Raw genomic sequence first — 14,311 nt, forward strand, 5'->3', positions numbered from 1 at the left:
TGCCCGGGTCGGAACCTCGCGCCGAGGCTGGTGCCGGACCGGAGCGTGTGCCGGGCGGGCCGAAATCTCGCGCCGAGCCGAAGCCTGGCGGGGGCCGTGCTGGGTTGGGCTTTCGTGTCGGGTCGGTCGGGCTGGAGCCCAGTGCCGAGCCGGAGCCCGGTGCCGAGGGCCGGCACCCGTCCGTGCCGGGCCCTGGGCCGGGTCGGAGCCTGGCGCCGAGGCTGGCGCTGGACGGAGCGTGTGCCGGGCTGGGGGGCAGTGCCGGGCGGGCCAAAATCTGGAGCTGAGCCATAGCCTGGCGGGAGCCGTGCCGGGTCGGAACCTGGCGCCGAGGGCTGGCACCGGGACGTGCCGGGTGGCTGTGCCGGGTCGGAGCCTGGCGTCGAGGTCGGCGCCGGACCGAAGTCTTGACGTGCTGGGCTGGGGCCAGTGCGGGGTCGGAGGCTGTCGGGCCAGAACCTGGCGCCGAGCCAAAGCCTGGCGGCAGCCGCTGCCGGACCCGTGCCGGACCTGGGCCCGTGCCGGACCTGGGCCCGTGCCGGACCTGGGCCCGTGCCGGACCTGGGCCCGTGCCGGACCTGGGCCCGTGCCGGGCCGGAACTCCGCGCCGGTGCCTGGTGCCGAGCCGGAACCGGCCCGCCCCGGCGCCGGGCGCCCGCCGACGGGCGCGACAATGGCCGCAGCCGGTCCGCGACCAGTGCGCGGCCGGTCCACGGGCCGACCGCATTCGGTCCGCATCTGGTCCGCGGCCGGTCTGCAGCCGGTCCGCGGCCGTCCCGTACCGCCCCGCCCCGATCCGTCCCCCGCCCCACCCCACCTCGATTCCGTACGAGAAGGAGCCCGCATCCGTGACCCGTCCCGTGACCGCCCGTGTGCCCGCCAAGGTCAACGTTCAGCTCGCGGTCGGCGGACTGCGGCCCGACGGGTTCCACGACCTCGCCAACGTCTTCCTCGCCGTCGGGCTGCACGACGAGGTCACCGCCGCCCCCGCCGACACCCTCCGTCTCACCGTCGAGGGCGCGGACGCCGGTCAGGTGCCGCTGGACCGCACCAACCTCGCCGCCCGCGCCGCCCTCGCGCTCGCCGAGCGGCATGGCATCGCGCCCGGCGTCCATCTCCACATCGTCAAGGACATCCCCGTCGCGGGCGGTATGGCGGGCGGCAGCGCGGACGCCGCCGGGGCGCTGCTGGCCTGCGACGCGCTGTGGGGCACCAAGGCCACCCGCGCCGAACTCCTCGAGATCTGCGCCGAGTTGGGCAGTGACATCCCCTTCAGCCTCGTCGGCGGCGCGGCCCTCGGCCGGGGCCGGGGTGAGCTGCTGACCCCGCTGGAGACCGGTGGCACCTTCCACTGGGTGTTCGCCGTGGCCGAGGGCGGGCTGTCCACCCCGGCCGTCTACCGCGAATGCGACCGGCTGCGCGAGGCGTCCGGCGCGGGCGCGAGCTCGGCCGACGTCCCCGACCCCGAGCCCTCCCCGGCGCTGCTGGAGGCCCTGCGCGCCGGTGACGCCACCGCGCTGGCCGCCGCCGTCTCCAACGACCTTCAGCCCGCCGCGCTCTCGCTGCGCCCCGCGCTCGCCGACACCCTGCGCGCCGGCGCGGACGCGGGCGCACTCGCCTCCCTCGTCTCCGGCTCCGGTCCGACCTGCGCCTTCCTCGCCAAGGACGCCGAGGGCGCGCGGGCGGTGGCGGACGAGCTGGCCGCCTCGGGCACCTGCCGCGCGGTCCGGATCACCTCCGGCCCGGTCCCCGGGGCGCGGCTCGTGGACGCGGCCCCCGGGGCGCGGCTGGTGGACGGCTGAGCGAGGCGCCGCGCATGGCGACTACCCTGGGATGCCGATCGATCCGCGTAATGGAGTGTGATGGCGACCAACCTGGTCAACGTTGAATCCGTCGGCAAGGTGTACGGCACCCGTGCGCTGCTGGACGGCGTCTCCCTCGGAGTGAACGAGGGCGACCGCATCGGCGTCGTCGGCCGCAACGGCGACGGCAAGACCACGCTCATCCGGATCCTCGCCAAGCTGGAGCCCGCCGACGACGGCCGCGTCACCCACGCCGGTGATCTGCGGCTCGGCGTGCTCACCCAGCACGACTCCCTCGACCCCGCGGCCACCGTCCGCCACGAGGTGATCGGCGACCTCGCCGACCACGAGTGGGCCGGCGACGCCAAGATCCGGGACGTGCTCACCGGGCTGTTCGGCGGGCTGGACCTGCCCGCCTTCCCGCAGGGGCTCGACACCGTCATCGGCCCGCTGTCCGGCGGCGAGCGCCGCCGTATCGCGCTCGCCAAGCTGCTGATCGCCGAACAGGACCTGATCGTCCTCGACGAGCCCACCAACCACCTCGACGTCGAGGGCATCTCCTGGCTGGCCGGGCATCTGCGCGCCCGCCGCTCGGCCCTGGTGGTCGTCACCCACGACCGCTGGTTCCTCGACCAGGTCTGCACCCGGATGTGGGACGTACAGCGCGGTGCCGTCCACGAGTACGAGGGCGGCTACAGCGACTACGTCTTCGCCCGTGCCGAGCGCGAGCGCATCGCCGCCAGCGAGGAGGCCAAGCGGCAGAACCTGATGCGCAAGGAGCTGGCCTGGCTGCGCCGCGGCGCCCCCGCCCGCACCAGCAAGCCCCGCTTCCGCATCGAGGCCGCCAACGCGCTGATCGCCGATGTGCCGCCGCCGCGCGACAGCGCCGAGCTGATGCGGTTCGCGGGCTCCCGGCTCGGCAAGACCGTCTTCGACCTGGAGGACGTGACCGTCACCGCCGGGCCCAAGGTGCTGCTCAAGCACCTGACCTGGCAGCTGGGGCCCGGCGACCGGATCGGCCTGGTGGGCGTGAACGGCGCGGGCAAGACCTCGCTGCTGCGGGCCCTCGCCGAGGCCGCGCACAGCGAGGGCGAACAGCAGCCCGCCCAGGGCCGGATCGCGGTCGGCAAGACCGTAAGGCTCGCGTATCTGTCCCAGGAGGTCGCCGAACTCGACCGGAACCTGCGCGTCCTGGAAGCCGTCGAGCAGGTGCGGCAGCGCGTCGACCTCGGCAAGGGCCGGGAGATGACCGCCTCCCAGCTGTGCGAGAAGTTCGGCTTCACCAAGGAGAAGCAGTGGACCCCGGTCGGCGACCTCTCCGGCGGTGAGCGGCGCCGGCTCCAGATCCTGCGGCTGCTGATGGACGAGCCCAATGTGCTCTTCCTGGACGAGCCCACCAACGACCTGGACATCGAGACCCTCACCCAGCTGGAGGACCTGCTCGACGGCTGGCCCGGCTCGCTCATCGTCATCAGCCACGACCGGTACTTCATCGAGCGCACCACCGACCGGATCCTCACGCTGCTGGGCGACGCCACCTTGCGGATGCTGCCGCGCGGCGTGGACGAGTACCTGGAGCGGCGGCAGCGCGCCCTGGCCGCGGCCGCCCCGGCCGCCGCCGCGCCCGCCAAGCAGAAGGCCGACGAACAGGCCGCCCGGCAGCGGTCGGCGGCCGAGCAGCGCGCCGCCAAGAAGGAACTTCAGCGCATCGAGCGGCGGTTGGACCGGATCAGCGAGCAGGAGTCCGAGCTGCACGCGCGGATCGCCGAGCACGCCACGGACTTCACCAAGGTCGCCGAGCTCGATACCCAGCTGCGCGAGCTGACGGGGGAGCGGGACGAGCTGGAGACCCGCTGGCTGGAGCTGGCCGACGACGCGTGACAGGGCGAGTGCACGGGTCACGCGGCGTGTGAGCGGCCGGTGCGTGTGCGGTCGACGTGCGGTCGACGTGCGGTCGACGTGTGGGTGGCTGCGGTGTGAGCGACTCGTGTGTGAGTGGCCTGAAAGCATCGTGTGAAGAGGCTGTGGCGAGGTGGCGCGGGCCCTGACAACGGTCCCGTCACAGGCCGGTCTCAGCTGGTCGATGACCTGGACACCGGCCCTTAATACACCTCTTACGGGTGATACAAAGAACTCCCGCCTGCCTTCCGCTCACTGGCGGGGTTCCATGTCCGATTCGCTCCTTCCCGGAGGACTTTGACCGCCGGGATCGCGGGGGAGGCCGGTCGGGCGATGGGTCCCGCATCAGAAGGATTTCGCATGTCACAGCCGCCTCCGCCGCCCAACCAGCCGCCGCAGGGCGGCTTTGGTGCGCCGCAGGAACCGGGTTACGGCTATCCGCAGCAGCCGCCCACTCCGCCTCCGGGCCAGCAGGGTTACGGCTATCCGCAGGCACCCGGCCAACCGCCGCAGACCCCGCCGCCGCCCCCGGCGCCCCCGGCAGCACCGCCCGCCCCTCCGCAGACGCCCCCGCAGGGCGCCGGCGGCTACGGCTACCCGGCGCAGCCGGCGTACGGTCAGCCGGGCCAGGGAGGCGCGCCGTCACCGTACGCATCCGGCCAGCAGCAGTCGTACGGACAGCAGTACGGCCAGCAGCAGTACGGGCAGTCCCCGTACGGGCAGCCGCAGTTCGGCCAGCCGACGCAGCCCCAGTACCCCGGTGGCCCCGCTCCGGCCGGCCCCGGCGGCCCCGGCCAGTCCAAGCAGCGCATGGCGGTCATCGTCAGCGCCGTGGTCGCGGTCGCGCTGATCATCGGCGGCGGCATCTGGTTCGCCACCAAGGACGACGGCGGCGGCAGCGAGGCCAAGGGCAAGGACAAGGACAAGCAGTCCAGCCAGGGCACCTCGAGCGGTTCCTCCGGCGGCAAGGACGAGCCCGCCGATGTCATCGAGGCCAAGCTGCTCAACAAGGTCCCGATGCCCAAGGTCTCCGACCAGGTCACCGTCGAGGGCATGTGGGCCACCGACGACACCTTCGTGAAGGCCGACGTCTACAAGATCGTCGGATATCCGCTCGACGGCGGCGCCGCGAAGTGGACGATCCCGCTGGACGGCGCGGTCTGCTGGTCCTCGGACCACCTCACCAAGGACGGCCTGACCACGGTCCTCTACGAGGAGGCCAAGCCGTCCGCCGAGAACAAGTACCCCAGCTGCACCGAGGTCGGGCTGCTCGACCTGAAAAAGGGCAAGATGCTCTGGCACCGGAACGTCAAGGAGGGTGACGACAAGGTCCGCTTCGACGAGGTCACCATCGGCGGCGGCACCGTGGCCGCGGGCGGCACCAGCGGCGGCGCCGCCTGGTCCACCTCGGGCAAGGCGCTGTGGAAGCCGAAGCTGGGCGCGAACTGCTCGGACGACGGCTACGCGGGCGGCGAGGACAAGCTGGTCGCGGTGCGCCGCTGCGGCGACTACGACAACCCGCAGATGCAGGTCCAGACGCTGAACCCGAAGACCGGCGCGGTGAAGTCGGCCTACAAGGTCTCGCAGGGCATCGACTACGTCCACGTCGCCTCCGTCGACCCGCTGGTGATCGGCGTCGACGCCGGTGACTCGACCGGCTCCGCGGTCTCGGACTTCCTGTCCATCGACGACAGCGCCAAGACCGGCAAGGTGCTCGGCAAGATCGGCACCGAGAACGGCAAGTACGACGCCAAGTGCGAGTCGACCAACGTCGAGGGCTGCCGGAAGATCGCCATCAGCAAGTCGGCCAACGCCCTCTTCCTCGGCTCCGAGGAGCGCAGCGACTCCAGCGCCGCGACGGCCAACGAGGTCGTGGCCTTCAGCCTGGAGACCGGCAAGGCGATCGGGAAGACCGACGGCGTCAAGGACGCCGCGCTCATCCCGCTCGGGCTCGACGAGGACGGCTCCGTCCTCGCCTACCAGGAGAGCACCTACAACTCCGGCGGCGCGGTCTGGCGGATCGACCCCAAGTCGTACGCCAAGACCAAGCTGTTCCAGAACGACGTCGAGAGCTACGACATGGAGTCGAAGTTCAGCACCAGCTACTCGGACATCATCTACTCCGGGGAGCACCTCTTCATGGGCGACGTCTACGCCACCAAGCCCTCGGGCACCTACGACCAGGACGACCCGCTGGCGGTCATCTTCGGCGCGGGCTGACCCGGCGCCCGCCCGGCTGCACGGCGGCCCCGCCCGTACCCACCGTACGGACGGGGCCGCCGCTTTCGTGCCGACTGAGCGCCGGGGCGCGCGCCCCGCGGAACCCGACGGCACCGATCCGATTCGGACGTCAACTGGATGTCAAGTGGGCACGAATGGCCGGGATTTCGGCATTCCGGGGGGCTTCTGGCCGGTAGGGGGCGCGCAACGTCGAACAAGCGTGTAGCTTTCCCCCCTGAGCGAATGGGGGGAGCTCATGGGCGTGCGACTCATGGTGGTCGACGATCACCGTCTGCTCGCGGAGGCGCTCGCCTCCGCGCTGAAGCTGCGCGGGCATCGGGTGCTCGCCGCGGCGGCGCCGAGCGCGGGCGCGGCGGACCTGGTGGTGAGCCGGGCACCGGAGGTGTGCCTGCTGGGCACCGCGTCACCCGCGGAACCGGGGGTGTTCGACCCGGTCGTGCGGATCAAGAAGGAACGGCCGCAGGTCGCGGTCGTGGTGCTCGGCCCGGTGCCGAGCCCGCGCGGCATCGCCGCCGCCTTCGCCGCCGGGGCGTCCGGCTATGTGCGCCACGACGAGCGGATCGAGGGCGTCGAACGCGCCATGACGAAGGCGCGCGCGGGCGAGGCCGCCGTGGCGCCCCAGCTGCTCCAGGGGGCGTTCGCCGAACTGCTCAACCCCGCGGCCCAGCCCGACGACGAGGGGGCCCGGCTGCTGCGCATGCTGACCCCGCGCGAGGTGGAGGTGCTGGTGCGGGTCGCCGAGGGTGAGGACACCCGGCTGATCGCGGCGGGCATGGGGATCGCCCCCAGCACGGCCCGCACCCATGTGCAGCGGGTGCTGATGAAGCTGGGGGTGGGCTCGCGGCTGGAGGCGGCGGCCCTGGCGGCGCGCACCGGGCTGCTGGACCGCGCGGCGACCCGCCGGGAGGCAGCGCCCCCGCCCCAGCCCGCCGCGTCGCCCCCGCCCCAGCCGTCCGTGCCGCCCTCGCCGAAGCCGCCCCCGCCCCCGTTCCCGCCCCCGCCCTCGCCCCCGTCGGCGCCGTAGCCCGGCCCGGTCAGTCCTCGCGGCGCCGGTCAGCCCTCGCCGGCCCCGGCCCCGGGCCGGGACTCCGGCTTGGGCGCTGCCCCCGGGGCGGACAGGGGCCTGAGCCTCATCCAGAGCAGGAAGAGCAGGCCGACCGCGAGCACGCACCAGCCGGTCCAGAGGTTGATGTTGATGCCCGACGCCTTCCGCACATCGGCGTCGGAGGCGGTGAACCCGGCGATGAGAACGATGATCCCGTAGATCGTGAACAGCCCGCCGATGATGCGCCGCACATCGAACAGCCGGGCCGCGGTCGCCGACTTCTGCGCCAGCTCCTCGACCTCGTGCTGGTACTCGTACTCCTCACTCATGGCGCGGGCTCCTTGTCCGGCGAAGATCAGGCGGAAGTCAGGCGAAGGGGCAGGCGACGGGGCAGGCGACGGGGCGGGCGAACGCTCACACGGAGAACGGGATGTAGCACAGGGCCGCGAGGATCAGCGCGCTCCAGCCCAGCACGGCCGGGCGGCGGTACCACGCCTCGTCGCCCGGGGCCGGCGGCTCGGCCACGCCGGGCGCGGTGGTGCCGTAGACCAGACCGGCCAGCGACTCCACCGGCTTGGGTCTGGTGAACGGGGTGACAGCGACCATCACCACGCCGCCGGTCACGAACGCCACGATGGCCGAGACGAAGTTGGCGCCCTGGTCGCTGGGGATGGCGATGACGTCCGCCCGGTAGAGCCAGAAGTAGTTGATCAGCGCGGCCACCGTGCCGCACAGCAGCCCCCAGAACCCGGCCGGGGCGGTGGCCCGCTTCCAGAACATCCCGATGATGAAGACGCAGAACAGCGGCACGTTGAAGAACGAGAAGAGCGTCTGGAGGTAGTTCATGATGTTGCTGAACGAGGAGGCGATGAAGGCCGTCCCCATGCCCGCCAGCACGCCCACCGCCGTCACCACCCGCCCCGTCAGCAGGTAGTGCTCGTCCGACCGGTCCCTCCTGAGGTACGCCCGCCAGATGTCGTTGGTGAAGACCGTGTTGAACGACGACACATTGGCCGCCATGCCCGCCATGAAGGCGGCCAGCAGCCCGGTCACCGCGAGTCCCAGCACCCCGTTCGGCAGCAGTTTGCTCATCAGCAGCGGAATGGCGTCGTTGTACTGGAGACCGCTCTTCACCGAGCCGATGTCCGGCTCGATGACCAGGGCGATCAGCCCGGGGACCACCACGATCAGCGGGATGAAAATCTTCGGGAAGGCGGCGATCAGCGGGGTGCGCTGGGCGGCCGAGAGGTTCCGGGCCGACAGCGCGCGCTGCACCTCGGCGAAGTTGGTCGTCCAGTAGCCGAAGCTCAGGCAGAAGCCGAGGCCCAGCACGATGGTCAGCCAGTTGGCCCCCAGCGGGTTCTGGGAGCCGATGCCGGTGCCGCCCCAGGCGGAGACGAAGTTCTCGCCGTGGGAGGCCACGAGTGAGTCCTTGAGCCCGCCGAAGCCGCCGACCCGCCGGAGGCCGACGACGGTGAGCGGGACGAGGGCGGCCAGGATCACGAAGAACTGGAGCACCTCGTTGTAGATCGCCGAGGAGAGGCCGCCCAGGGTGATGTACGCGAGCACGAAGAGCCCCGCGACCACGATGGCCACCCACTGCGGCCAGCCCAGCAGCGCCTCCACCACGATCGCCATCGCGTACAGGTTCACCCCCGCGATCAGCACGGAGGCGATCGAGAAGATGACCGAGCTGAGCAGGTGCGAGGACGGTCCGTAGCGGTGCAGCAGGAACTCGGGCACGGAGCGTACCTTGGACCCGTAGTAGAAGGGCATCATCACCAGGCCCAGGAAGACCATGGCCGGGATGGCGCCGACCCAGTACCAGTGCACGGTGTACGCCCCGTACTGCGCGCCGTTGGCGGCCATGCCCAGGATCTCCAGGGCGCCCAGGTTCGCGGCGACGAAGGCCAGACCAGTGACCCACGCGGGCAGTGAGCGGCCGGAGAGAAAGAAGTCGAGGCTGGTCTTGACGCTCGCCCTGGCGGCGAATCCCACGCCGAGGACGACGGCGAAGTAGAGGACCAGGATCGTGTAGTCGAGTGCGTTGGTGGGGAGCCGGAGCCCCGCGGCCAGACAGTGCATGGTGACTCGCCTCATCGCCTGAACGGAATGCACCGGAAACGTTCGGTGAAGGTATCCGAATTCTTGCGGTTTGTCCGAGCATCGTCTCCGCGTCGTCTCCGCGCATTGACGGCACTGTTGAGTTGTGGTTCATTATGTTGAGTTGTGTTGGTTGCGTGTGACAGGATGACGGCAGGAGCTGGCGGAGTGAAGAAGACGGCGACGCGGCTCGCGGACGGACGCGAGCTGATCTACTACGACGCGCGCGACGACGCGGTGCGTGACGCCGTCGACCAGCGGCCGCTCGACCCCATCGCCACCCGCTCGGAGGTCCGGCACGACCGCCTCCTCGGCGACCAGGTGGCGATCGCCTCCCACCGCCAGGCCCGCACCTACCACCCGCCGGCCGACGAATGCCCGCTGTGCCCCTCCCGGGAGGGGCGGCACAGCGAGATCCCCGCCTCCGACTACGACGTCGTGGTCTTCGAGAACCGCTTCCCGTCCCTGGCCGGGGACTCGGGCCGGTGCGAGGTGGTGTGCTTCACCTCCGACCACGACGCCTCCTTCGCCGACCTCGACGCCGAACAGGCCGCCCTGGTGCTCGACGCCTGGACCGACCGCACCGCCGAGCTGGCCCAGCACCCCGCCGTCGAGCAGGTCTTCTGCTTCGAGAACCGCGGTAAGGAGATCGGCGTCACCCTCGGCCATCCGCACGGCCAGATCTACGGGTATCCCTTCGTGACCCCGCGCACCCGGCTGATGCTCCGTTCGCTCACCGAGCACCGCGAGGCCACCGGCCGGAACCTGTTCGACGACGTGGTCGCCGACGAGCTGGCCGACGGGCGCCGCGTGGTGCTCGACGGCGAGCACTGGATCGCGTTCGTCCCCTACGCCGCCCACTGGCCCTACGAGGTGCACCTCTACCCGAAGCGGCGGGTCCCGGACCTGCCGGCGCTGGACGAGGCCGCGCGCACAGAGTTCCCACAGATCTATCTGGAACTCTTGAAGCGCTTCGACCGGATCTTCGGGGAGGGCGAGCCGCCCACGCCGTACATCGCCGCCTGGCACCAGGCGCCGTACCGCATGGCCGACCGCGGTGAATTCGCGCTTCACCTCGAGCTTTTCACCATCCGCCGCACTTCCGGCAAGCTGAAGTTCCTCGCGGGTTCCGAATCCGGCATGAATGTGTTCATCAACGATGTGCCGCCGGAGGCCGCGGCCGAGCGATTGCGAGAGGTAGCGAGCAAGTGAGCACTGCGCAGCAGAAGAAATACCTGGTCACCGGCGGTGCCGGCTATGTCGGCAGCGTGGTCGCGGCGCATCTGCTCGAAGCCGGTCACCGGGTGACGGTGCTGGACGACCTGTCCACCGGGCACCGCGCCGGGGTACCCGAGGGCGCGGAGTTCATCGAGGGCCGCATCCAGGACGCGGGCAAGTGGCTCGACCCCACCTATGACGGGGTCCTGCACTTCGCGGCGTTCTCCCAGGTCGGCGAGTCCGTCATCAACCCCGAGAAGTACTGGGTCAACAATGTGGGCGGCACCACCGAGCTGCTCGGCGCGATGCGCGACGCCGGGGTGCGCACCCTCGTCTTCTCCTCCACCGCCGCCACCTACGGCGAACCCGACCAGGTCCCGATCACCGAGGACCTCCCCACCGCACCCACCAACCCCTACGGGGCCAGCAAACTGGCCGTCGACCACATGATCAGCGGCGAATGCGCCGCCCACGGCCTGGCCGCGGTCTCCTTGCGGTACTTCAACGTCGCGGGCGCCTACGGGGCCTACGGCGAGCGCCACGACCCCGAGTCCCACCTCATCCCCCTGGTGCTCCAGGTCGCCCAGGGCCGGCGCGAGGCCGTCTCCGTCTTCGGCGACGACTACCCCACCCCCGACGGCACCTGCGTCCGCGACTACATCCACGTCGCCGACCTCGCCGAGGCCCATCTGCTCGCCCTCGGCGCCGCGTCCCCCGGCGAGCATCTGATCTGCAACCTCGGCAACGGCAACGGCTTCTCCGTCCGCGAGGTCATCGAGACGGTGCGCCAGGTCACCGGCCACCCCATCCCCGAGATCGCCGCCCCGCGCCGCGGCGGCGACCCGGCGGTCCTGGTGGCCTCCGCCGAGCGCGCCAAGGAGCGCCTGGGCTGGCGCCCGACCCGCGCCGACCTGGCCGGAATCGTCGCGGACGCGTGGGAGTTCGCCAGTGCGCGGCAGAGGGAGAGCCAGTGAGCGACACACCAGGGCACGACACAGGGCACGACGCGGGGCACGACACACACGAGCACGGGCCGGAGCGTACGGCGGAGGCATTCCGCGAGGTGTTCGGCCACGCGCCCGCGGGGGTGTGGGCGGCGCCGGGCCGGGTCAACCTGATCGGCGAGCACACCGACTACAACGACGGCTTCGTCATGCCGCTGGCGCTGCCGCACACCTGCCTGGCCGCGGTCTCCCCGCGCTCCGACGGGGTGCTGCGGGTGCACTCGGGCGACGCCCCGGGCGGCGTGGTCGAGCTGCGCGTCGCCGACCTCGCCCCGTTCGAGGCGGGCGGTGACCGCGGCGGCTGGGCGGCCTACCCGGCGGGCGTCGTATGGGCGCTCGCCGAGGCCGGGCTGCTGCCCGGCTCCGGCGGCGACCGCACGGCCGGTGCCGATCTGCACTTCGAGTCCACCGTGCCCACCGGCGCCGGGCTGTCCTCGTCCGCCGCGCTGGAGGTCGTCACGGCCACCGCGCTGAACGAGCTGTACGGACTGGGGATCGCCCCGCAGCGCATCGCCCAGCTGTGCCAGCGCGCGGAGAACGCCTTCGTGGGCGTGCCCTGCGGGATCATGGACCAGACGGCGTCGGCGTGCTGCACCGAGGGGCACGCCCTCTTCCTCGACGCCCGCGACCTCACCCAGCGCCAGGTGCCGTTCGACCTGGCGGCCGAGGGGCTGCGGCTGCTGGTGGTGGACACCCAGGTCAAGCATGAGCTGGGCGACGGCGCCTACGCCAACCGGCGGGCCGCCTGCGAGACGGCCGCGCGGGCGCTCGGGGTGCGGGCGCTGCGCGATGTGCCCTTCGAGGAGCTGGACGCCACCCTCGCCGAGCTGGAGCGGCTGGGCTGCGACGCGGCCACCCGGCGCCGGGTGCGCCATGTGGTGACCGAGGACCGCAGGGTGGAGGAGGTCATCGAGCGGCTCGACGCGGGGGACACCCGGTCGATCGGGCCGGTGCTGACCGCCGGGCACGCCTCCTGCCGGGACGACTTCGAGATCTCCTGCGCCGAGCTGGACCTGGTCGTGGAGACGGCGAACGCGGCGGGTGCGCTCGGGGCGCGGATGACCGGCGGCGGTTTCGGCGGCTCGGCCATCGTGCTGGTGGAGGAGGCGGACGCGGAGGCGGTGAGCAAGTCGGTGACCGAGGCGTTCGGCGCGGCCGGCCACCGGGCCCCGCGGATCTTCCCGGCGGTGCCCAGTGCGGGGGCGCGGCGGCTCTGACCGAGCCGTCCCCCCCCGTCCCCTTGATCGCTTCTCGGTTAATTTTTGTCGCGCTTGGATCGCTTAACCCCCAAGAGCAAACAGGAAACCCACAGTGAACAACCGAGAGCGGTCAGTTTCGCCAAACCGCTTCAGATATCGGACCACGGCCTTACTCTGAGTAGAGCGTCGGTGGGGGCCGACGCTTTTCAGGGGGCGAGACAGTCAGGTACGACGCCCGGGGTGGGGTAGCAATCACAGCACGGCGGCGGCCGTGCGGGTTGCGGTGACCCCTCGCCGGGCGCCGTACCGCACTGTTTCTCGGTGTATCCGGGGTACTCATCCGGCGACGTGGGGGGTTGTCCGTGGCACGTATTCGGGTTCTTGTGGTCGACGACCATCGTATTTTCGCCGAGTCACTGGCCGCCGCCCTCGCGGCGGAACAGGACGTGGACGTGGCGGCGGCCGGAAGCGGCCCGGCGGCGCTGCGCTGTCTGGAGCGCGGAGCGGCGGAGGGGCGCCGCTTCGACGTTCTGCTGGTCGACGCCGATCTGGGCATGACCGCCGACGGAGCGGGCCCACCGTTCCCGGCGTCGGCCGAGGTGGCCTACGGCGGGGCGAACGGCACGCCGACCGCCCTTCACAGTGGGGTCCACGGCGGGGTGCACGGCGCCCCCGCCCGCGCGCTGAACGGCCGGGCGGCGGACGGCATCTCACTGGTCGGCGCGGTCCGCTCGGCCCAGCCGGGCGTGCGCACCGTGGTGCTGGCCGAGCGCGACGACGCGCGCCGCGCGGCGGCGGCGTTACAGGCCGGGGCGTCCGGCTGGGTCGCCAAGGACTGTTCGCTGGTCCGGCTGCTCGCGGTCATCCGGGGGGTGCTCCGGGAGGAGACACATCTGCCGCCCGCTCTGCTCACCGGCGTTCTGCGGGAGTTGACGGCCGCCCGTAAGCACCGCACCGAAAGCGAGCGCCTGGTCGAGTCGCTGACGCCGCGTGAGCGGGAAGTGCTGCGCTGCATGGTGGCCGGGCTCGGCCGCAAGGCCGTCGCCGAGCGGCTCTTCCTCTCCCCGCACACCGTGCGCACTCATATGCAGAACGTGCTGGGCAAGCTGGGCGTGCACTCCACACTGGCGGCCGTGGCGCTGGCCCGGCGCGCCGGGGTGGGCCCGGTCGACCTAGCCGGGGAGATTGTCGAACGGGGCGGTCAGCTGGCGTAGCAGCGCCGCCAGTTCGGCCCGCTGGGCCTGGGACAGCTCGGCCAGGATGGCGTGCTCATGGTCCAGCAGCCCGGCCAGTGCCTGATCGGCGCGGTCGCGCCCCTCGGCGGTCAGCCGGACCAGCACCCCGCGCCGGTCACTGGGGTCCGGCCCCCGCTCGACCAGCCCCTTCTTGGCGAGCCGGTCGATGCGGTTGGTCATGGTGCCCGAGGTGACCAGAGTCTGGGTCAGCAGCTGTCCGGGGGAGAGCTGATACGGGGGTCCGGCCCGGCGCAGCGAGGTCAGGACGTCGAACTCCCAGGGCTCCAGATTGTGCTCGGCGAACGCGATCCGCCGGGCCCGGTCCAGATGGCGGGCGAGCCGGCTGACCCGGCTGAGCACTTCCAGGGGTTCCACATCGAGGTCGGGGCGTTCCCGCCGCCACGCCGCGACCAGCCGATCGACCTCGTCCTCCATGGCGATCAGTGTAGTGGGTCTGTCGACATGAAGTCTCTTGACATCAAGAGATAGTGTGGAGCACGGTAAGGCGCCGGGACGCACAGCGAACACGGTGCCCGTACCGACCGTACCCACAGGGGGATCGACC

The 14,311-nt window shown here is 71.8% G+C and carries 11 protein-coding genes; 8 read left to right on the forward strand and 3 right to left on the reverse strand.

Translation table 11 applies throughout. The features are described from left to right. Positions 1 to 848 precede the first annotated feature (848 nt). The 4 genes from PS467_RS25540 (at position 849) to PS467_RS25555 (ending at position 6,966) form a co-directional block, all read left to right on the forward strand. Positions 849 to 1,802 carry a 4-(cytidine 5'-diphospho)-2-C-methyl-D-erythritol kinase gene (locus PS467_RS25540; protein WP_311037199.1) on the forward strand — a complete coding sequence of 318 codons (954 nt, stop codon included), beginning with the start codon at positions 849 to 851 and terminating at the stop codon, positions 1,800 to 1,802. A 60-nt stretch (positions 1,803 to 1,862) separates the two neighbouring features. Beyond that, a complete protein-coding gene (locus tag PS467_RS25545; RefSeq protein WP_311037200.1) occupies positions 1,863 to 3,683 on the forward strand; it encodes an ABC-F family ATP-binding cassette domain-containing protein in 1,821 nt (606 codons plus the stop codon). 378 nt (positions 3,684 to 4,061) lie between these two features. Further along, positions 4,062 to 5,921 (forward strand): hypothetical protein, encoded by a 1,860-nt coding sequence (locus PS467_RS25550; RefSeq protein WP_311037201.1) that lies wholly within the window; start codon positions 4,062 to 4,064, stop codon positions 5,919 to 5,921. A 256-nt stretch (positions 5,922 to 6,177) separates the two neighbouring features. After that, the gene (locus tag PS467_RS25555; protein WP_311037202.1) at positions 6,178 to 6,966 is read left to right on the forward strand and encodes a response regulator transcription factor; all 789 of its coding nucleotides are present in this window, start codon (positions 6,178 to 6,180) and stop codon (positions 6,964 to 6,966) included. A 29-nt stretch (positions 6,967 to 6,995) separates the two neighbouring features. On the opposite strand, the gene PS467_RS25560 is transcribed toward PS467_RS25555, so the two are convergent. Further along, positions 6,996 to 7,316 (reverse strand): hypothetical protein, encoded by a 321-nt coding sequence (locus PS467_RS25560; protein WP_311037203.1) that lies wholly within the window; start codon positions 7,314 to 7,316, stop codon positions 6,996 to 6,998. Between the two features lie 85 nt (positions 7,317 to 7,401). Then, entirely contained in the window at positions 7,402 to 9,072 is a 1,671-nt protein-coding gene (locus PS467_RS25565) for a sodium:solute symporter family protein (RefSeq protein WP_311039952.1), read from the reverse strand. Positions 9,073 to 9,258: 186 nt separating this feature from the next. Here PS467_RS25565 and galT point away from each other — a divergent pair, with 186 nt between their 5' ends. The 4 genes from galT (at position 9,259) to PS467_RS25585 (ending at position 13,725) form a co-directional block, all read left to right on the forward strand. Further along, positions 9,259 to 10,302, forward strand: coding sequence for a galactose-1-phosphate uridylyltransferase (galT, locus tag PS467_RS25570; RefSeq protein ID WP_268974023.1), 1,044 nt, complete (start codon positions 9,259 to 9,261; stop codon positions 10,300 to 10,302). After that, positions 10,299 to 11,282, forward strand: a complete 984-nt coding sequence (galE, locus tag PS467_RS25575; RefSeq protein WP_311037204.1) for a UDP-glucose 4-epimerase GalE — start codon at positions 10,299 to 10,301, stop codon at positions 11,280 to 11,282. The genes galT and galE overlap by 4 nt, the downstream gene beginning before the upstream one ends. Beyond that, complete coding sequence (gene galK, locus PS467_RS25580) at positions 11,279 to 12,529, forward strand: galactokinase (protein ID WP_311037205.1); 1,251 nt, start codon at positions 11,279 to 11,281, stop codon at positions 12,527 to 12,529. Before galE ends, galK begins: the two co-directional genes overlap by 4 nt. A gap of 344 nt (positions 12,530 to 12,873) precedes the next feature. After that, positions 12,874 to 13,725 (forward strand): helix-turn-helix transcriptional regulator, encoded by an 852-nt coding sequence (locus tag PS467_RS25585; protein ID WP_311037206.1) that lies wholly within the window; start codon positions 12,874 to 12,876, stop codon positions 13,723 to 13,725. Here the strand turns inward: PS467_RS25585 and PS467_RS25590 are convergent. Then, positions 13,684 to 14,181 carry a MarR family winged helix-turn-helix transcriptional regulator gene (locus tag PS467_RS25590; protein WP_014054422.1) on the reverse strand — a complete coding sequence of 166 codons (498 nt, stop codon included), beginning with the start codon at positions 14,179 to 14,181 and terminating at the stop codon, positions 13,684 to 13,686. The two genes, PS467_RS25585 and PS467_RS25590, sit on opposite strands and share 42 nt — an antisense overlap. Between the last annotated feature and the right edge of the window lie 130 nt (positions 14,182 to 14,311).

It is taken from the genome of Streptomyces luomodiensis, from assembly GCF_031679605.1.
Taxonomy (GTDB): Bacteria; Actinomycetota; Actinomycetes; order Streptomycetales; family Streptomycetaceae; genus Streptomyces; species Streptomyces luomodiensis.

What these genes read in the sequence shown, in the direction of transcription:
- PS467_RS25550 (WP_311037201.1), top strand. Translation starts at nt 4,062, where the DNA reads ATGTCACAGCCGCCTCCGCCGCCCAACCAGCCGCCGCAGGGCGGCTTT.
- PS467_RS25555 (WP_311037202.1), top strand. Translation starts at nt 6,178, where the DNA reads ATGGGCGTGCGACTCATGGTGGTCGACGATCACCGTCTGCTCGCGGAG.
- PS467_RS25565 (WP_311039952.1), bottom strand. Translation starts at nt 9,072, where the DNA reads ATGCACTGTCTGGCCGCGGGGCTCCGGCTCCCCACCAACGCACTCGAC.
- PS467_RS25590 (WP_014054422.1), bottom strand. Translation starts at nt 14,181, where the DNA reads ATGGAGGACGAGGTCGATCGGCTGGTCGCGGCGTGGCGGCGGGAACGC.
- PS467_RS25545 (WP_311037200.1), top strand. Translation starts at nt 1,863, where the DNA reads ATGGCGACCAACCTGGTCAACGTTGAATCCGTCGGCAAGGTGTACGGC.
- PS467_RS25560 (WP_311037203.1), bottom strand. Translation starts at nt 7,316, where the DNA reads ATGAGTGAGGAGTACGAGTACCAGCACGAGGTCGAGGAGCTGGCGCAG.